We start from the raw sequence: 19,133 nt of genomic DNA on the forward strand, positions 1-19,133 counted from the left end.
TCAAACTGAGAACAGCGCCTGTTTTGCAGGGGCTGTTTCCGATCTGTCTGAAGCGCCTGGATAAGCGATGCCTAACGGGGCTCAGGCCGTTCCGCCCACGGTCAACCCGTCCATGCGCACGGTGGGCATGCCAACGCCCACAGGCACGCTCTGCCCTTCCTTGCCGCAGGTACCCACCCCCGAGTCGAGCTTCATATCGTCGCCGATGAGGCTCACTCGGTTCATTGCGTCGGGACCGTTGCCGATAAGGGTGGCGCCCTTGACTGGATAGGTGATCTTGCCGTTCTCGATCATGTAGGCCTCGGAAGCCGAAAAAACGAACTTGCCGCTGGTGATATCCACCTGGCCGCCGCCGAAATTTGCGGCATAAAGACCGCGCTTGACCGATGCGATGATCTCCTCGGGCGGCGTGCTGCCTGCCAGCATATAGGTATTGGTCATGCGCGGCATGGGCAGATGCGCAAAGGATTCGCGCCGGCCGTTTCCGGTGGCGCGCATCTTCATCAGACGCGCGTTGAGCGTGTCCTGCATATAGCCGCGCAGAATGCCGTCTTCGATCAGTACATTGTGCTGGGTGGCGTTGCCTTCGTCGTCCACATTGAGCGAGCCGCGCCGGCCGGCCAGCGTGCCGTCGTCAACCACGGTCACGCCCTTGGAAGCCACGCGCTCGCCGATGCGGCCGGAAAACACGCTGGAGCCCTTGCGGTTGAAATCGCCTTCCAGGCCGTGGCCCACGGCCTCGTGCAGCAGGATTCCGGGCCAACCCGAACCCAGCACGACGGTCATCTCGCCTGCAGGCGCGGGCCGGGCATCGAGATTGACCATGGCCTCGTGCACAGCGCGGTCCACGTACTCGCGCAGAACGTCGTCGGTGAACATTTCCAGGCCAACACGCCCGCCGCCGCCGCCATGGCCCATTTCACGCCGACCATCGCGTTCGGCGATCACGGTCAGCGACAAGCGCACCAGCGGCCGCACATCCGCAGCCAGGCGACCGTCGCTGCCCGCCACCAGCACCACATCGTACTCGGCGCCCAGACCCGCCATGACCTGGATCACATGCGGATCGGCTGCGCGCGCCATCCGTTCGACGCGCTCGAGCAGCGCCACTTTTTCCGGCGCGCTCAGCGTGGTCAGGGGATCGATGCCGGCATACAGGCTGCGGGCATCGTCGGGGGGTACCTGGGCCGACACCTTGACCTTGCCCGCGCCGCGCCGCGCGATGCCGCGCACGGTATGCGCCGCCGACAGCAGTGCGTCGCGCGACAGACTGTCGGAGTAGGCGAAAGCGGTTTTCTCGCCACTGATGGCGCGCACACCCACGCCCTGCCCGATCGAGAAGCTGCCGGTCTTGACGATGCCCTCTTCCAGGCTCCAGCCCTCGCTGCGGGTGTACTGGAAATACAGGTCGGCGTAATCCACCTTGTGCGCGAAGATCTCGCCCAGCGCCTGGGCGAGGTGGCCTTCTGTCAGGCCCCAGGGGTCGAGCAGCAACGATTTGGCGGTGGCCAGGGATTGAATCGCGGGGTCAATGAGTTTCATGCGTACAGTTCGCGTAAGTGGCGGGTTTCTAACCTCTATCGTACCGCCGATCCGGCATCGGTGATCGGACGCGATGCAGGCGATACGGTCTTAAATTCAAAATACCGCGCGGGAAATAGTTTAAAAAAATGATTTAGATAGTATTATTCGGCCACCGAGGTCATTTAAGTTTGAATATCAAATCTCGTGACCCTCAGACCAACCGAGGAATATATGCCCCGAGCCTCCTACGCTAGCCAGCAGGCAAAAATCGAGAAAGAAATTTCCAAGCTGCAAAAGCAGGCAGCCGCCCTGCATGACAGGCGCCGCAAGCCTGTCATCGCCTCCATTGTCAAGTCGATGCGCGAATACGGCATTACCCCTGACGATGTCGCGGCGGCCTTCGGTTCGGCCAAATCCGGCCGCGGCGGCAAACGCAAGACTGCGAGCGGCGCGAACAGCACCGCCAAGCGCCCTGTCGCGCCCAAATATCGCCATCCCCAAACCGGCGAAACCTGGAGCGGCCGTGGCAAGGCTCCACGCTGGCTCATGGCGGCCGAAGCCGCCGGCGCGGCGCGCGACAGTTTCCTGATCGCCTGATCTCTTGCCGAATCGCAAAAATGGCGCGCCTGCGGTGCGCCATTTTTATTTTTCCGATGACATTATTTTCAAAACCGGCCGATCGGCTCATGCAATAAAAACCCAGTGCCGTGCATTTAATCGGAATTAAATCATTTCATAATATTTCGCGATACTTTGAATATTGACGGCGTCACTCCGACTCTTCGTCTGTAGCAAAAATCGAATATCGGCTCCCGGCCCACTACAATAGCCGCATCTCATCGCAGCACAGAAGCAAAGGCCCATGCGCACCGACACGCCCGTCACGATCTACCGCAAGGATTACCAGCCCTATCCTTACGACATCCCCCAGGTATCTCTGGCTTTCGACCTTGATCCCGACGCCACCATGGTGCATTGCGCCATGCAGATCGAGCGCCGGCCGGACGTCGCCGCCGATACGCCCTTGGAATTGAACGGCGACGCGCTGGAACTGCTTTCCCTGCACGTCGACGGGCAGCGCTGGCCGGCGGAGCGCTACACGGTTTCCGAGCACAGCCTGGTCATATGCGGCCTGCCCGCGCAGGCCAAGGTAGAGACCGTCAGCCGCTGCAATCCCGCGGCCAACTCCACGCTGATGGGCCTGTATGTGTCCAGCGGCAATTTCTTCACGCAATGCGAAGCCGAGGGTTTTCGCCGCATCACCTGGTTCGCCGACCGCCCCGACGTCATGTCGCGCTACCGCGTCACGCTTCGCGCAGGCGCCGATTACCCCGTGCTGCTGTCCAACGGCAACCTGATCTCCGAGCGCGATCTGCCCGACGGCCGCCGCGAAGCCCACTGGGAAGACCCTTTCCCCAAGCCCTGCTACCTGTTCGCCTTGGTCGCCGGCAAGCTCACGCTACGCGAAACCCGCGTCAAGACGCGCTCCGGACGCGAGGTGCTGCTGCAGGTCTACAGCGATCCCGGTTCCGAATCGCGCACTGAATGGGCGCTGGAATCGCTGGTGCGCGCCGTGCACTGGGACGAAACCCGCTTTGGCCTGGAGCTCGACCTGGACCGATTCATGGTGGTCGCCGTGCGCGACTTCAACATGGGCGCCATGGAGAACAAAGGTCTGAACATCTTCAACGCGGCGTACGTGCTCGCCGATGCCGACACGGCCACCGACGCCAACTACGAGGGCATCGAATCGGTCGTCGGCCACGAATATTTCCACAACTGGACGGGCAACCGCGTCACCTGCCGCGATTGGTTCCAGCTGAGCCTGAAAGAAGGCCTCACTGTCTTTCGCGACCAGGAATTCTCTGCCGACATGATGGCGCGCTCGCTTGCACCTGCCGCGGCGGCCAGCGCCCGCGCGGTCAAGCGCATCGACGACGTGGCCACCCTGCGCGCCGCGCAGTTTCCTGAAGACGCGGGCCCCATGGCCCACCCCATCCGCCCCGAAAGCTATCAAGAGATCGGCAATTTCTACACCGCCACGGTGTACGAAAAAGGCGCCGAAGTCATCCGCATGCAGCACACGCTGCTGGGCGAGGCGGGCTTTCGCGCCGGCATGGACGAATACTTCCGCCGTCACGACGGCCAGGCCGTGACCTGCGACGACTTCGTCGACGCCATGGAGTCGGTTTACGCTCGCCAGCATCCGGGCCGCAACCTCGAGCAGTTCCGCAACTGGTACCGCCAGGCTGGCACGCCGCGCGTGAGCGTGACGCTGGGCTACGACCCGACAGCGCGCCGCTGCACGCTGACATTGACCCAGAGCTGCCCGCCGGTGGGCGTGGAGCGCCGCCCGGGCCAGCCCGCCAAGCAGCCTTTCCATATTCCCTTCGCCGTCGGCCTCATCGACCGCGCCGGCAAGCCCATGCCGCTGGTCGTGAACGGCCAGCCCGCCGCCGAGACCGTGCTGCTCGAACTGACCGATGAACGGCAGCAATGGGTGTTCGAGAACATCCCTGCGGTGCCGGTTCCGTCGCTACTGCGCGGCTTCTCGGCGCCGGTCATCGTCGACTACGCCTGGACGGACGAAGAACTGGCCTTGCTTTCGGCTCACGATACGGACGCTTTCTCCCGCTGGGAGTCGGGTCAGGAACTGGCCACCCGACAGATCCTGATGCTGGCCCGCCGACATCAGGCCGGTCAACCGCTGATCGTGGCCGACACCTTCATCGAGGCCTGGCGTGCCCTGCTGAACGACCCCGCTCTGGACGCCGCCTACCGCGCCCGCACGCTGCTGCTGCCCTCGGAAAAAACATTGGCCGAGCGCATGGATCTCATGGACCCACCGGCGCTGACTGCCGCGCGCGATCATCTGCGCGCGGAACTCGGCCGGCGTTTGGCCGCCGAATGGCGCGCCGCTTTCGACGCCAACCAGACGCCGGGCGATTACAGCCCGGCGCCAGGCCCCGCCGGCATGCGCGCCTTGAAAAATCTGGCGCTGGCCCATCTGATGGCCGCCAAAGTCGAAGGTTCGCAAGCCCTGGCCGAACGCCAGTACGCCGAGGCCGGCAATATGACCGACGGCATGGCCGCGCTCTCTAGCCTCATCAATTACGGCGAGGGCCTGGCCCCGGCGCAAGCGCTGGCCGCTTTTTACGATCGTTGGCAGGACGATCCTTTGGTCGTCGACAAATGGTTCACGCTGCAGGCCACCGCGCGCTCCACTGACGTGGCCGGCGTGCGTGCGCTCATGCAGCATCCGGCCTTCACGCTGCGCAACCCCAACCGCGCCCGCGCGCTGGTGTTCCAGTTCTGCTTGAACAATGCGCGCGGCATGCATGGCTCAGGCGGTCAGGGCTACGCGTATTGGTCCGACCAGGTCATCGCGCTCGACGGCATGAATCCGGAGATCGCTGCGCGCCTGGCTCGGGCGCTCGACAGCTGGGCGCGCTTCGTGCCCGCGCTGCGCGGTCCCATGCAGCAGGCGCTGGAACGCGTGGCGCGTCATCCCGGACTATCGCGCAATGTGCTGGAAATCGTTTCGAAAGCGCTGGAATTCGCCCCGCAGGCATAGGAATCCCCCATGAAGAGAAAAACCCTCACTCAATACTTGGTCGAACAGCAGCGCTCGAACCAAGCCATTTCCTCCGAGCTGCGCCTGCTCATCGAGGTCGTGGCGCGCGCTTGCAAGAGCATCGGCCACGCCGTCGGTAAAGGCGCGCTGGGCGGCGTGCTCGGCGCGCTCGAGTCCGAGAACGTCCAAGGCGAGGTGCAGAAGAAACTGGACGTACTGTCCAACGAAATCCTGCTCGAAGCCAACGAATGGGGCGGCCACCTCGCCGCCATGGCGTCCGAAGAAATGGAAACCCTCCACGCCATTCCCAACCGCTATCCCAAGGGCGAATACCTGCTGCTGTTCGATCCCCTGGACGGCTCGTCGAACATCGACGTGAACGTGTCGATCGGCACGATCTTTTCCGTGCTCAAGGCGCCGCACGGCTTGGGCCAGGAGATCGTCGAGAAAGACTTCCTGCAGCCCGGCACCAAGCAGGTGGCCGCCGGCTACGCCGTCTACGGTCCCCAGACCATGCTGGTGCTTACTATCGGCCAAGGCACGGTGGGTTTCACGCTCGACCGCGAAATGGGCTCATGGGTAATGACGCAGGAAAAATACGAAATCCCCGCGGATACCAAGGAATTCGCCATCAATATGTCGAACATGCGCCACTGGGCTCCCCCCATGAAGCGTTACATCGACGACTGTCTGGCCGGCAAAACGGGCCCGCTCGGCAAGGACTACAACATGCGCTGGATCGCCTCGATGGTGGCCGACGTGCATCGCGTGCTCACCCGCGGCGGCATCTTTATGTACCCCTGGGATTCACGCGAGCCGTCCAAGCCTGGCAAGCTGCGCCTGATGTACGAAGCCAACCCCATGAGCTTCCTGGTGGAGCAGGCCGACGGCGCGTCGATCACCGGCACGCAACGCATCATGGACGTGCAGCCCGAAAAGCTGCATCAACGCGTGAGCGTGATTCTGGGCTCGAAGAATGAAGTCGAGCGTGTGCGCCAATACCATGCCGAGCACGGTTGGGAAGCGACCCCATGACAATGAAAAAATTCGACCTTGCGAAGAACAAGGGACTCAAACTTACGAACGCGCTCAAGCAATCGCATTCGGAGCGCTTCGGCAAGAGCACCGCTGCACCCGATGCCGCGCTCGATCGGCGCGAGCAGCGCAAACAGGACCAGGCCAAGGGGCTGGTGCCTTTTGCCTGCAAGCTCGAGGGCACGCTGGTGGCGGCGCTGCAGGAACGCGCCGCCTCGCATCCGCACGGGATGAACGGGCTGCTGGACGAATTGCTGCGCGGCGCCCTGCAGGCCTAGAAAGCTGCTCAGACCCGAAACATCAGGGCACGGTGCGAATCGTCGGCGCGGGCAGGCGCCTGCCGGGTCTCGCCCGTGCCCGCCAGATGAGACAGCCATTCGCGCGCGGCGTCGAGCATGCGCTCCACGGCGGCGATAAAGTCCTCTTCGGACAGGCCCGCGCACGATAGGCGCACGGCCAGCACCGCGCCAGGCGGCGTCTGGTCGTCCAGGCTCAGCGTGGCTCCCAGCGTGCCGCGCCAGAACCGGTTGGCGCGCAGCATATCGGCATACACGGCGTCCAGGTCGTCGCCCGCTCTCACCTGCCCCAGCGGCATGAACAGGGTGAAGTGATCCGTCTTGCCGTCATGCTGGAAGTTCAGATGCTTGTCGTCTCCTACCTGCAGAGCCAGCGCACCGTCGGCGTCCAGGGTCAGTGGCGTGATGCCCACGGCCTTGCCCAGCGCGGCGATGAGCATTGCGGCATTGCTATTCGACATGGCCTTGCTCCTTATCAATCAATGACTGCACCGCCGCCCGAATCGGGATGAGCCTGTCGTCGCGCTTCAATATCGTGTGTTCTTCCTGACCGACGGCGACCCAGTTCCAGCCGGCCTGCTCGTTCTCGGTGTCGACGACGAGCAGGCGCTGGCCGAGCAGCCTGCCCTGGTCGGCCAGTTTGTCGATCAAGGCCATCGCTTGCGCCGCCAGTTCGAAGGCCCGGGCAATACGGCGCGCGGCATCGCCGGAATCGTCGTAGGCATTGCCCCACCGCCGGCTCAGAACGATGGCCAGCGGGCCGTATAGCAGCTCGTAGCGCAAGACATTGCTGTTGACGCCATGGCCCGTGCAGCCCAAGTGAAAAGCATCGACGCCCGCGGGCGTCTGGACGCTGGCGCCGAAAGCGCGCGTACCGGTGCGCCGCACCGCATCGGCCAACGCCACGGACAGGGGCGGCGCGGCCAAACCTTCGTCCGAGCAGAACAGCAGCAGGTCGTGATAGTCGCTTGCATTCATCGATTGAGCTCCTGCGGAGCAACGTGCGGTTGATTCCTGGCGATCACTTCACGGCAGAACTGCGCGTCCCTCGATACGTAGCAAGGCTTGTCCGCCTGATTCAATTTCAGGCCCACGTCTTCGCGCGACCAGTCCGCGGTGCTTTTCAGCACCATACCCTCACGCTCCAGTTTCGCGATGTGCTCGTGAATTTTTCCCAAACGCGCCAAGGCGGCGTCGACTTCCGCCGGCGACACCATCGCGCCCAGCTGTTCGCGCAACTCGCCTGGCGTCAGGCTTTTGAGTTGGTTGGCCAGGCCTTCGTCGATGACATCGGGCAGGCCCAGCTGCGCGCCGCTGATCCCCGCACGGCAATCGGCGTCCGGGTCCGTCAGGTTCTTGCCGAAGGCCAGGTCGTTGTCGATGCCAGTGAGCTTCTGGAACCTGCCGCTCTCGTCAACCTGGACAAAATAATTGCCTCGATGGCGATCGACCTGTCCCGACAAGGCATCCAGCCATTGCAGGCTGGTCAGTTCCTTGCGCAGGCCGGCATCGCCGTAGTCGAAGACGACCGCGATTTTTTTCGGATTGTCCACGTCGAGCAGGCCGCGTACGCCGCCGTTGTCGAGAAACTCCAGCTCTTCCAGGCCATGGTCCTTCAGGAAGGCCTGACGTGCCTTCTCGTCGGTCTTGAGTTGCGCGATCTGCGCGACGGGCAGGCGCAGATTCACGCTCTGTCCGATTTCAGGCGCACTGCCCGGCGCTTTTTCCATGACCATATTGAGCTGGCCGCCGACCTTGGCCAATTCGATCTTGGGCAGCAGATCCAGGCCCAGGCGCCGATCCAGCCAGGCCATGCCGGCATTGCGCCCCATGGGATTGGGTGCATTCGGGTCTATGCCCGAACTCATGGCGGCAGGCGCGGCCTCCAAGGCCTTGGGGTCGACCGAACTCAAGGGCTTGAACACGGCCGGGCCGGGCGTGCCGCCGCCGAAGAAAGCGTATTGCCCGCTGAACACGGCGTTCATGCCGCCGCTGCCGATTTTTTTTGCGCTTTCGTCCTTGGGCAGTTCCTTGACGCCATCGAGGAATTTCGAGGCGATGGGCACGCGTGCTTCAAAATACGGACGCGCCTGCTCCGGCGTCAGCCCATGTTCGCGGGCCTGCTGCGCCCAGTCTTTGGCAAGGGCCACGTGGCCCTGCAGCAGCTGATCCATATATTCGGCGCGGGTCAGGCGCTTGGCTTCGAGCGCTATGTTCGGCGAGTAGTCGCCGCCGGCTTGGCCTTGCAGGACATCGACCTTGCCCTTGAATTTTTGCAGCCGCTCCGCTTCCACTTCGCCCAGTCCTCCCTTGGCCTCGGGAATGTCGTAATGCTTGGGCATATCGTCCAGACTGAACTTGAATCCCACCTGGGCCAGATCGCTCATGGCCGCGAAAGTCAGACTGGGAGCAAATCGCCTCATGTCCAGCGCCTGGCCCGGCGCAAGATGCTCGGGCCAGCCGCTCTCGAGGGAACCGGCTTCCTTCAGCACGGATTCGGCCAGCTTGAGTTCCTCGCCTATGCGCTGGCGCAGCAGGGCGACTTCCGGTTTGTGCGTATTGCGGGAACCCGCCATATATTTCTCGGCGCAGGCATCCAGCGCCTTGAGCTTGTCGTGCATGCGCTGCACGGCCTGCTGTTTTTCCGTGGAGCTGAGCTTGGGATTCTGCGCTCGCTCCGCGGACTTCTGGTAATCGTCCAGCGCGCCGAGCATCGCCTTGTAGTCGCTCGAACGCTGCCATAGCGTGAAACCGAAGATCTTGATGTCGTCCTTGGGACCGGCGCCCATCCACTTGACCAGGCCGTCGCGGCCCGGCAAAGCCTCGCGCAAGGCTTCGCCCCTGAGTTTGTCCTGTTTGGGGGCAAGGCCGATCTTCAATTGAAAATCGATGTTGTCGAGCTTGCGCCTGGCCTGCGGCTCGTAGCGATGGGGCCGCGCCTCATCGGACAAGCGGGGATGCGGCGGCGCGAGCCTGACGGATTCCCCCCCGATCACGCCGTCCGAAGACGAACTCGAAGGCGTCTGCTCGACCAATGGAATACCCACGGGCGTCATACCGATCGGGATATTGCCGACCTGTGTGTTCATTAAGATTCCACTAGTAGGAGCTCTGCAGTTCGATGGGCTGCGTTATACCGATGCGGGTGAGTGACCTGAATCCGGATTAGGTTCCAATGCGCCGGACAAAATGTCTTGAGCAAGAAAAAACCCGGGGAATCGTCGATTCACCGGGTTTCTCGATACGGCCTCGTCAGGGTGATGCCGATCATCGGCCGCCGCGGGCCTCGGCTTACGCTCACAGCTTGGCGTGCTTTTCCAGGAAAGCCCGCACCAGGCCCGCGTCGCAGTCCATCACTTCGACGCGCTGCGGCAGCGCCTCCAGACCTGCCAAGTCGGCTGGCACAGGCGCGGGACGGCCGATGGCCTGCTGGATGGTCTCGGAGAACTTGGCCGGCAGCGCGGTTTCGAGCACCAACATGGGAACACCGGGCTCGACGAACTGGGCGGCCACTTTCACGCCGTCCGCCGTATGCGGATCGATCAGCAACCCCTTGGATTCGAACAAAGCGCGGATCGTATCCAGGCGATCTTCGTGGCTGCTCCTGCCCGCCACGAAACCGAACTCGGACTCGAAGCGCGAATGCTCGGCGGACAAGTCGAAGCGCCCCGTCTTCGCCATCTCGGCCCACAATGCCTTGACCCGATTGCCGTCGCGGCCCACCAGGTCGTAGACGAAGCGCTCGAAATTCGAGGCGCGCGAAATATCCATCGACGGGCTGGAGGTTGCGTACGTGTGCTCGGGGCCGCGCGGGCTGTAGATGCCCGTGCGGAAGAACTCTTCGAGCACGTTGTTTTCGTTGGTGGCCAGCACCAGGCGGCGCACCGGCAGACCCATGCCGCGGGCGATGTGGCCCGACAGGATGTTGCCGAAGTTGCCCGATGGCACCGTGAACGACACCTGCTGGCCGGGTTTGCCGGTGGCGCGCAACCAGCCCCAGAAGTAGTACACCACCTGCGCCGCGATGCGTGCCCAGTTGATCGAATTCACTGCGCCCAGGCGCATGCGGCTCTTGAAATCCAGGTCGCCGGCCAGCGCCTTGACGATGTCCTGCGCCTCGTCGAACACGCCGCGCACGGCGATGTTGTGGATGTTCTCGTCTTGCAACGAATACATCTGCGCACGCTGGAAGGCGCTCATACGGCCGTGCGGCGACAGCATGAACACGGCCACGCCCTTCTTGCCGCGCAGCGCGTACTCGGCTGCCGAACCGGTATCGCCCGAGGTTGCGCCCAGAATGTTCAGCGTGGCGCCGCGCTTGCCCAGCACGTATTCGAAAACCTGGCCCAGGAACTGCATGGCCATGTCCTTGAAAGCCAGCGTCGGGCCTTCGGACAGACCCACCAGCGCCGTCGTCTCGTCGAGCGGTTTCAAGGGAACGATGTCGGCGCTCTTGAAGCTGGCGGGCTGATACGCTGCGCGCGTCATCCTGCGCAGATCTTCGACCGGGATGTCGGAGGCGAAGCGCGACAGCACCTCGAATGCCAGGTCGGCATAGGTCAGGTCACGCCAGGACTCGAGCGTCGCCGCATCGATGCGGGGCAATTCCTGCGGCACGGCCAGGCCGCCGTCGGGCGCCAGGCCTTCGAGAAGAATGTCGGAAAAAGCCTGCGGCGCCATGCCGCCTCGGGTAGATACGTAATTCATCACTGAAGATTTTCCATGCGCAGGCGCGTGACCTTGGATCGGACAAAGGAGAGCGCCTCAATGGCGCCGATCGCCTCGTTGACCTTGCCTTCGACGGCTTCGTGCGTGAGGAAGATGATGTCGGCCCCGCCGATATGCGAGGGCTGCTGGATCATCGAGCCGATGGAAATGCCGCGGTCGGCCAGGACACGGGCAATGTCGGCCAGCACGCCAGGCACGTCGTCGACACGCAGGCGTAGATAGTATGACGTGCGTACGCGGTCCATGGGCAGGATGGCCAGGTCCGACATGGCGTCGGGCTGGAAAGCCAGGTGCGGCACGCGGTTGCCCGGATCCGCCGTATGCAGGCGAGTAATGTCGACCAGATCGGCCACCACGGCCGAGGCGGTAGGCTCCTCGCCCGCTCCCTGGCCGTAATACAGCGTCGGACCCACGGCGTCACCATGCACCAGCACGGCGTTCATGGGGCCCTCGACATTGGCCAGCAGCTTGTCGGCGGGCACCAGCGCAGGATGCACTCGCAGCTCTATGCCGTCGGCGCGGCGGCGCGTGATTCCCAGCAATTTGAGGCGGTAGCCCAAGCGTTCAGCATGTGCAATATCGACGGCCTCCAATTTGGAAATCCCTTCGATATAGGCTTTGTCGAATTGCACCGGCACGCCGAAAGCCAGCGAGGCCAACAGCGTCAGCTTGTGCGCCGCATCCACGCCCTCGACGTCGAAAGTCGGATCGGCTTCGGCATAGCCCAGGCGCTGCGCCTCGGCCAGCACTTCGGCAAAAGACAGTCCGCGCGCGCGCATTTCGGACAAGATAAAGTTGGTGGTGCCGTTGATGATGCCGGCCAGCCACTGAATGCGATTGGCCGTCAGACCCTCGCGCATGGCCTTGATAATGGGAATTCCACCGGCCACTGCCGCCTCGAAGGCCACCATCACGCCACGCTCGGAGGCAGCGGCGAAAATTTCGTTGCCGTGCTTGGCCAGCAAAGCCTTATTGGCCGTGACCACATGCTTGCCGTTGGCGATGGCCTCGAGCACCAGCTCGCGCGCCAACCTGTCGCCGCCGATCAGTTCGACCACGATATCGATCTCGGGATCGCGCACCAATCCGAATACATCGGTGGACACGGGCACAGCCTCCCCCACCTTGCTGCGCGCCTTGGCCACGTCGCGCACGGCCACGCGCGCCACATCGATGCGCCGTCCCGCGCGGCGGGCGATTTCCTCGGCGTTGCGCGCCAGCACCGTCCAGGTGCCGCCGCCCACCACGCCCAAGCCGACCAGGCCCACTCTCATCGGCCCCATCGCCTCGACCTGGGCGTCATGCTTGTTCGAGCTCGTCATTTCAGCAGGCCGTCCTTGCGAAACATTTCTTTGATGCCGCGAACCGCCTGGCGGGTGCGCTGCTCGTTCTCGATGAGGGCGAAGCGCACGTACTCGTCGCCGTATTCGCCGAAGCCGATGCCCGGCGACACCGCCACCTTGGCGTCTGCCAGTACGCGCTTGGCGAATTCCAGCGAACCCAGATCGCGGTAAGGCTCGGGAATGCGCGCCCAGATGTACATGGAGGCCTTGGGAATGTCGACGTTCCAGCCGGCCTCGATCAGGCCCTTGGCCAGCACATCGCGGCGGCGCTGGTACTGCGCCACGATCTCGCTGACGCAGTCTTGCGGACCGTCCAGTGCGGCGATGGAGGCCACCTGGATGGGCGTAAAGGTGCCGTAGTCGTGATAGCTCTTGATGCGCGCCAGCGCGCCGACCAGCTCGCGGTTGCCCACCATGTAGCCGATACGCCAACCGGCCATGTTGTAGCTCTTGCTCATGGTGAAGAATTCGACCGCTACATCGCGCGCGCCCGGCACCTGCATGATGGACGGCGCCACATAGCCGTCAAAGCAGATGTCGGCATAGGCCAGGTCGTGCACCACCAGAATGTCGTGCTCCTTGGCCAGCGCGACCACGCGCTCGAAGAAGGACAGGTCCACGCACTGAGCTGTGGGGTTGCTCGGAAAGCCCAGGATCATCATCTTGGGCTTGGGAATCGACTCGCGCACCGCGCGCTCGATCTCGGCGAAGAAGTCGATGCCCGGCGTCATGGGCACCGAACGGATGTTCGCGCCCGCGATCACCGCGCCGTAGATGTGGATGGGATAGCTGGGATTGGGCACCAGCACCGTGTCGCCGCGATCCAGCGTGGCCAGCATCAGATGGGCCAGGCCCTCCTTGGATCCGATAGTAACGATCGCTTCGGAATCCGGGTCGAACTCGACTGTGTAGCGGCGTTGGTACCAGTCGCAAATGGCCTTGCGCAGCCGCGGGATGCCCTTGGACACCGAATAGCCGTGCGTAGTGGGCCGCAGCGTGGCCTCGACCATCTTGTCGACGATATGCTGTGGCGTCGGGCCGTCGGGGTTGCCCATGGACATGTCGATGATGTCCTCGCCGCGCCGCCGTGCTGCCATCTTCAGCTCGCCGGTAATGTTGAACACATAAGGCGGCAGGCGCTCGATGCGGGTGAACTGGCGCGGGGGCTTTTCCGCATTTTTGTCGACGGAACTCACGGCGGGCATTCCTTGGAGGAAGATAGGCTGGTAAACCTTGTAATCTAGCAGTAACGCCGCAGTGCAGCAAACAAATAGCATCCGTCCCTGTCCTTCAAGAAAACGCCAGGCCGTTCCAAGCTTTCTTGTCCCCTCGGGGAACGGGCGAGTGCGTCTCGGCCCTGGAGGCCCTTGTAGGGGCCATGCAACAATGCCGCCACGTCGATGCGCTATGATCGAAACGACCAGCCTGCATTCCACCGAAGCTGAGCATATTGAAACTACATACTGATCCTGCGACGACGCTCAACACCGTCACCGCTTACGGCCCCGACTATATCGAGGTCAACCAGGTCCGCTTTTCCCACGCAGTCGCTTTCGGTCCCGAGGGCGCTGTGGCCGAATGGCCCGTAAGGTCGCCGGCCGACATCACCTCCGCCGTGCTCGAACAAGCCGCCGGCCTGTCCCGGGCGCCGCGCGACCCCCTGGCCTTCCTCGACGACCCCGAGTCCGTCGCGGGGGGCCTGCTGGGCGCCCGCACACCCGATACGCCCGAGGTACTCCTGGTCGGCACCGGCGCACGCCAGAAAATGCTCTCCCCCGCCGTCCTGCGCCCGCTCCTGATCGCCGGCGTCGGCATCGAAGTCATGGACACCCAGGCCGCGGCCCGCACCTACAACATCCTCATGGCTGAAGGCCGGCGCGTGGTCGCCGCGCTTTTACCCACCCTCGACCCCATCCAAGGAGCAAGCGACTGATGTCCGCGATCATCGGCAAGCCCGCCCCGCAGTTCGTCGCCGAAAGCACCATCGGCACCATCGACTTATCGCAATGCCGCGGCCGCGCCGTGGTGCTCTATTTTTATCCTAAAGACAACACCCCCGGCTGCACCGCCGAAGGCCAGGATTTCCGCGATCTGCACGACCAATTTCTCGCTGCCGGCACGGTGGTGGTGGGCGTTTCGCGCGACTCGCTCAAGTCGCACGCCAATTTCTGCGAAAAGTACAGCCTGCCTTTCCCTTTGATCTCCGATTCCGACGAGACGCTCTGTAATCTTTATGGGGTCATCAAGCAAAAGACCATGTACGGCAAGCAGGTGCGCGGCATCGAGCGCAGCACTTTCCTGATCGACGCCCACGGCCTGCTGGTACAGGCCTGGCGCGGTCTGAAAGTGCCGGGCCATGCCAACGAAGTCCTGCAGGCCGCCACCAGCATAGGTTGACGCGCGATCCGCGTCGATCAGTCACCGCGTTCGTATCCGGGCCGGTTCCGGCCCACTCAGGAGAGTCCAGCGTATGCCGCTTCCCAAGATGCCCACCCGCCCTGCAGCCATTCTGACTTTCCCCAAGGGCGAACCTGCGCCCGCCGCCAGCCCCGCGCCACACACCGCCAGAACCTTTACCCAGTCCGCCGATCCTGGGCCGCAGCACCAGCCCGAACTCGACGGTCTGCAGGACGCCGAAATACATCCTATCGCGCATGGCGCCGCCGCGCCGGTCATTGCACGCGCCGAGGCCCCTCGCGCCAAGCCCGCGCCTGCCGCGGCCCGCAAAGCCAAGGCCAAGGCCCAGCCTGCCGTGCGCAAGCTGTTCGTGCTCGACACCAACGTGCTGCTGCACGATCCGACCTCGCTCTTTCGCTTCGAAGAACACGACATCTTCCTGCCGATGATGACGCTGGAAGAGCTCGACCATCAAAAGAAGGGCATGTCGGAAGTGGCGCGCAATGCCCGCCAAGTCAGCCGCTCTCTCGATGCGATGGTGCAAAACCTGGCCAATCTGGACGAAGGCCTGGATCTGACCGCACTGGGCAACAAGGACGCCACCGGGCGTCTGCTGTTTCAGACCACGGCCATCCACAGCACCCTGCCGTCTGACTTGCCCATGGGCAAGGCCGACAATCAGATCCTTGGCGTAGTGCGCGCGCTGCAAGAGAAGTACCCGCAGCGCGAAGTGGTGCTGGTGTCCAAAGACATCAACATGCGCCTGAAGGCCCGCGCGCTGGGCATGCAAGCCGAGGACTACTACAACGACCACGTCCTCGAAGACACCGACCTGATGTATGCGGGCATGATGCAGCTGCCCGAGGACTTCTGGAATCGCCACGGCAAGGACGTCGAATCCTGGCAGCAAGGCGGCACCACGTTCTATCGCATCAAGGGCCCTCTGTGCGCCCAGTTCGTCGTCAATCAGTTCGTCTACTTCGAAGGGCAGATGCCCCTGTACGCACAGGTCCGCGAGGTCAGCGGCAGGACGGCCGTGCTGGCCACGCTGCGCGACTATACGCACGGCAAGAACAATGTTTGGGGTATTACCGCGCGCAATCGCGAGCAGAATTTCGCACTCAATCTGCTGATGAACCCCGACGTCGACTTCATCTCGCTGCTGGGCCAGGCCGGCACCGGCAAGACGCTGCTGGCGCTTGCTGCAGGCATCACGCAGGTGCTGGAAACCAAGCGCTATACCGAAATCATCATGACGCGCGTCACGGTCCCGGTAGGCGAAGACATCGGTTTTCTGCCCGGCACCGAAGAAGAAAAGATGCTGCCCTGGATGGGCGCGCTCGAGGACAACCTCGACGTGCTCAATATGGGCGAAGGCGAAGGCAATGGCGACTGGGGCCGCGCGGCCACCATGGATTTGATCCGTTCTCGCATCAAGGTCAAGTCGCTGAACTTCATGCGCGGCCGCACCTTTCTCAACAAATACCTGATCATCGACGAGGCGCAGAACCTCACGCCCAAACAGATGAAGACGCTGGTCACGCGCGCCGGTCCGGGCACCAAGGTGATCTGCCTGGGCAATATTGCGCAGATCGACACGCCCTACCTGACCGAAGGCAGTTCGGGCCTGACCTACGTGGTCGATCGGTTCAAAGGCTGGCCGCACGCGGGGCACATCACGCTGCAGCGCGGAGAGCGATCCCGTTTGGCCGACTACGCCGGAGACGTATTGTAAAGTTCGTCTTTCGCTCAGCTCTTTTAACGTTTCCTATAACAAAAATATGGCAACGAATCGCAAAGGCATCATTCTGGCTGGTGGCTCAGGCACTCGCCTATACCCTGCCACCCTGGCAGTTTCCAAACAACTGCTGCCGATCTTCGACAAACCGATGATCTATTACCCGCTCAGCACGCTGATGCTGGCGGGCATACGCGAGATCCTTATCATCTCCACCCCGCAGGACACGCCGCGCTTCCAGCAGTTGCTGGGAGACGGCGCTCAGTGGGGTCTCGATCTGCAATACGCCGTGCAGCCCAGCCCGGACGGGCTGGCACAAGCCTTTCTCATCGGCGAAAAATTTCTGGGCGACAATCCAAGCGCGCTGGTGCTGGGCGACAATATTTTCTATGGCCATGAATTCCAGAAACTGCTGGAAGACGCCGATGCTCAGCCGACCGGCGCCAGTGTGTTCGCCTATCACGTGCATGACCCGGAACGCTACGGCGTCGTCGCCTTCGATGCCCAGGGCCGAGCCACCAGTATCGAAGAAAAACCCAAGCAGCCTAAGTCCAGGTATGCCGTCACCGGCCTGTACTTCTACGACAACCAGATCGTCGACATCGCCAAAAGCATCAGGCCCAGCCCACGCGGCGAGCTCGAAATCACTGACGTAAACCAGACTTATCTGAACCGCGGACAACTCAAGGTCGAAGTCATGCGCCGCGGCTATGCCTGGCTGGATACCGGTACGCACGAGTCCATGCTCGAAGCCAGTCTTTTCATCCAGACCATCGAAAAGCGCCAGGGGCTAAAAGTCGCCTGTCCTGAAGAAATCGCCTACTACCGTCGCTGGATTGATGCGGAGCAGGTGCGCAGACTGGCTCAGCCCCTGCTCAAGAACGGCTATGGCCAGTATCTGATCACCCGAATCGAAGAGAACGTATTTTGACCCTGCAAGTCACCCCTACCGCCATTCCCGACATGCTCATCATCGAGCCTAAAGTCTTCGGTGATGATCGCGGCTTTTTCTTCGAAAGCTTCAATGCGCGCGCCTTTGCCGAAGCAACCGGCGTCAACCGAGACTTCGTGCAGGACAACCACTCCAAGTCGTCCCGTAATGTATTGCGCGGTCTGCATTACCAAGTCCAGCAAACTCAAGGCAAGCTCGTACGCGTCACGCAAGGCGAGGTCTGGGATGTCGGCGTGGATTTGCGCAAAAGTTCGCCCACTTTCGGACTATGGGTGGGCGTGATCCTGAGCGCCGAAAACAAAAAACAGGCCTGGATACCAGAAGGCTTCGCGCACGGATTTCTCGTACTCAGCGAAACGGCTGAGTTTCTCTACAAAACCACCGATTACTACGCCCCGCAGCACGAACGAACCCTATTGTGGAGCGACCCGACGCTAGGCATCACCTGGCCTCTTCAGGGCGAACCCAGACTGGCCGCCAAGGATGCGTGCGGCGCCACTTGGGCCGAGGCGACGTTTTTCGACTGAACGCTAGCCTGCCTCATTGCAAGCAAGCGCTGATGACCTAGGGCTCAATAAACGAGGCTGAAAATGGGTAATCTGAATTTCTGGAAATTCTTCGACGCGCACGCTGCTGCGCCGCTTGATCATCGACAAGCAACCTTCCGCTGCGCCTTTGAGTTTCTCGATCGACTCGAACGCCCGGTTTTCATCGTCGAAACAGGTTGCGTCCGCAAAGCGGACCACTGGTCCGATGGGCAAAGCACAATACTGTTCGATAAATTCGTCGCCGGCTTGCCCGGATCCGCTGTACACAGCGTGGATCTGAACCCCCAGGCTACCGCGCTGTGCAAGACTCTGGTCAGCCCGGCGGTCGATGTCCACACAGGCGATAGCGTGGCATTTTTGCATGGCCTCGCAAAAAATCCGCCGGCCGGGTTTCTGCACATCGACCTGCTGTATCTCGACTCCTACGACGTGGATCTGGCAGCGCCCCACCCCAGTGCGCTGCACCACCTCAAGGAGTTGATCGCCATTTCCCCTCTTATTGGACCGGACACTCTGGTCATGGTGGATGACGCCCCGCAGGAAGCGCTTTTCCTCCCTCGAGGAAGTAGCGGTGCGGTCTTCATCAGCGATCCCAAAGTCTCAGGCAAGGGTAAATACGTTGCCGAATATGCCGAAAGCATAGGCGCCAAGCGAGTTTTCAGTGAATATCAGGCGGCTTGGATAGGTTTTTGATTTCATCCGCCCTGCATTATCGGGGCGATACGCGGAGCAAAAGTCCCTCGCTGAGCATTTGGCGAGGGATTTTTGTTTATTGGAGCGTGGCGGAGCGCCGGTATTTTTATATACGGTTTGGGTAGCGCGACGGGCTGGAGCCGGCGTGGGCGGCGCGAGGATGGCCGCACAAAGAACAAAGCCCCTCAAACGTAGAGTTTGAGGGGCTTTGAGGGATAAGAGCCTGACGATGACCTACTTTCACAGATGTACATCCACTATCATCGGCGCGGTCTCGTTTCACGGTCCTGTTCGGGAAGGGAAGG

General features: G+C 62.4%; 17 protein-coding genes and 1 rRNA gene. 10 read left to right on the forward strand and 8 right to left on the reverse strand.

What is annotated here, in order from left to right; translation table 11 throughout:
* Window positions 1–81: 81 nt before the first annotated feature.
* Window positions 82–1,542 carry a metalloprotease TldD gene (gene tldD, locus ACTHJ1_RS03320; RefSeq protein ID WP_440187639.1) on the reverse strand — a complete coding sequence of 487 codons (1,461 nt, stop codon included), beginning with the start codon at window positions 1,540–1,542 and terminating at the stop codon, window positions 82–84.
* 213 nt (window positions 1,543–1,755) lie between these two features.
* On the opposite strand from tldD, the gene ACTHJ1_RS03325 reads away from it, so the two are divergent.
* The 4 genes from ACTHJ1_RS03325 (at window position 1,756) to ACTHJ1_RS03340 (ending at window position 6,411) form a co-directional block, all read left to right on the forward strand.
* Window positions 1,756–2,121: an H-NS histone family protein gene (locus ACTHJ1_RS03325; protein WP_440187642.1), complete on the forward strand. Its 366-nt coding sequence runs from the start codon at window positions 1,756–1,758 to the stop codon at window positions 2,119–2,121.
* Window positions 2,122–2,386: 265 nt separating this feature from the next.
* A complete protein-coding gene (gene pepN, locus ACTHJ1_RS03330; RefSeq protein ID WP_440187645.1) occupies window positions 2,387–5,098 on the forward strand; it encodes an aminopeptidase N in 2,712 nt (903 codons plus the stop codon).
* A gap of 9 nt (window positions 5,099–5,107) precedes the next feature.
* Window positions 5,108–6,133, forward strand: a complete 1,026-nt coding sequence (locus ACTHJ1_RS03335) for a class 1 fructose-bisphosphatase (protein ID WP_440187648.1) — start codon at window positions 5,108–5,110, stop codon at window positions 6,131–6,133.
* On the forward strand, window positions 6,130–6,411 hold the full coding sequence (locus tag ACTHJ1_RS03340; protein ID WP_440187651.1) for a hypothetical protein: 282 nt from the start codon (window positions 6,130–6,132) through the stop codon (window positions 6,409–6,411). Before ACTHJ1_RS03335 ends, ACTHJ1_RS03340 begins: the two co-directional genes overlap by 4 nt.
* 8 nt (window positions 6,412–6,419) lie before the next feature.
* Here ACTHJ1_RS03340 and ACTHJ1_RS03345 read toward each other — a convergent pair whose 3' ends face one another.
* From ACTHJ1_RS03345 to alaC, 6 genes are all read right to left on the reverse strand, one after another.
* The gene (locus tag ACTHJ1_RS03345) at window positions 6,420–6,890 is read right to left on the reverse strand and encodes a type III secretion system chaperone (protein ID WP_440187653.1); all 471 of its coding nucleotides are present in this window, start codon (window positions 6,888–6,890) and stop codon (window positions 6,420–6,422) included.
* Window positions 6,880–7,407, reverse strand: a complete 528-nt coding sequence (locus ACTHJ1_RS03350; RefSeq protein WP_440187656.1) for a hypothetical protein — start codon at window positions 7,405–7,407, stop codon at window positions 6,880–6,882. The genes ACTHJ1_RS03345 and ACTHJ1_RS03350 overlap by 11 nt, the downstream gene beginning before the upstream one ends.
* Window positions 7,404–9,518, reverse strand: coding sequence for a hypothetical protein (locus ACTHJ1_RS03355; RefSeq protein ID WP_440187659.1), 2,115 nt, complete (start codon window positions 9,516–9,518; stop codon window positions 7,404–7,406). The genes ACTHJ1_RS03350 and ACTHJ1_RS03355 overlap by 4 nt, the downstream gene beginning before the upstream one ends.
* A gap of 208 nt (window positions 9,519–9,726) precedes the next feature.
* A complete protein-coding gene (gene thrC, locus ACTHJ1_RS03360) occupies window positions 9,727–11,136 on the reverse strand; it encodes a threonine synthase (RefSeq protein ID WP_440187662.1) in 1,410 nt (469 codons plus the stop codon).
* Entirely contained in the window at window positions 11,136–12,440 is a 1,305-nt protein-coding gene (locus tag ACTHJ1_RS03365) for a homoserine dehydrogenase (protein ID WP_440187686.1), read from the reverse strand. The genes thrC and ACTHJ1_RS03365 overlap by 1 nt, the downstream gene beginning before the upstream one ends.
* A 35-nt stretch (window positions 12,441–12,475) precedes the next feature.
* A complete protein-coding gene (gene alaC, locus ACTHJ1_RS03370; protein WP_440187665.1) occupies window positions 12,476–13,705 on the reverse strand; it encodes an alanine transaminase in 1,230 nt (409 codons plus the stop codon).
* 245 nt (window positions 13,706–13,950) lie between these two features.
* Between alaC and ACTHJ1_RS03375 the strand changes: the two genes are divergently transcribed.
* The 6 genes from ACTHJ1_RS03375 (at window position 13,951) to ACTHJ1_RS03400 (ending at window position 18,828) form a co-directional block, all read left to right on the forward strand.
* The gene (locus ACTHJ1_RS03375) at window positions 13,951–14,433 is read left to right on the forward strand and encodes an Mth938-like domain-containing protein (protein WP_440187668.1); all 483 of its coding nucleotides are present in this window, start codon (window positions 13,951–13,953) and stop codon (window positions 14,431–14,433) included.
* Window positions 14,433–14,897, forward strand: coding sequence for a peroxiredoxin (locus tag ACTHJ1_RS03380; protein WP_440187671.1), 465 nt, complete (start codon window positions 14,433–14,435; stop codon window positions 14,895–14,897). Before ACTHJ1_RS03375 ends, ACTHJ1_RS03380 begins: the two co-directional genes overlap by 1 nt.
* Before the next feature lie 73 nt (window positions 14,898–14,970).
* Window positions 14,971–16,632: a PhoH family protein gene (locus tag ACTHJ1_RS03385; protein ID WP_440187674.1), complete on the forward strand. Its 1,662-nt coding sequence runs from the start codon at window positions 14,971–14,973 to the stop codon at window positions 16,630–16,632.
* A 46-nt stretch (window positions 16,633–16,678) separates the two neighbouring features.
* Entirely contained in the window at window positions 16,679–17,566 is an 888-nt protein-coding gene (gene rfbA, locus ACTHJ1_RS03390) for a glucose-1-phosphate thymidylyltransferase RfbA (protein WP_440187677.1), read from the forward strand.
* A complete protein-coding gene (gene rfbC / locus ACTHJ1_RS03395; protein ID WP_440187680.1) occupies window positions 17,563–18,114 on the forward strand; it encodes a dTDP-4-dehydrorhamnose 3,5-epimerase in 552 nt (183 codons plus the stop codon). The genes rfbA and rfbC overlap by 4 nt, the downstream gene beginning before the upstream one ends.
* 63 nt (window positions 18,115–18,177) lie before the next feature.
* On the forward strand, window positions 18,178–18,828 hold the full coding sequence (locus tag ACTHJ1_RS03400; protein WP_440187683.1) for a hypothetical protein: 651 nt from the start codon (window positions 18,178–18,180) through the stop codon (window positions 18,826–18,828).
* Between the two features lie 221 nt (window positions 18,829–19,049).
* Here ACTHJ1_RS03400 and rrf read toward each other — a convergent pair.
* Window positions 19,050–19,133, reverse strand: a 5S ribosomal RNA gene (gene rrf, locus ACTHJ1_RS03405); the annotation flags it as partial.

The organism is Bordetella sp., from assembly GCF_051960075.1.
GTDB lineage: Bacteria > Pseudomonadota > Gammaproteobacteria > Burkholderiales > Burkholderiaceae_B > Bordetella.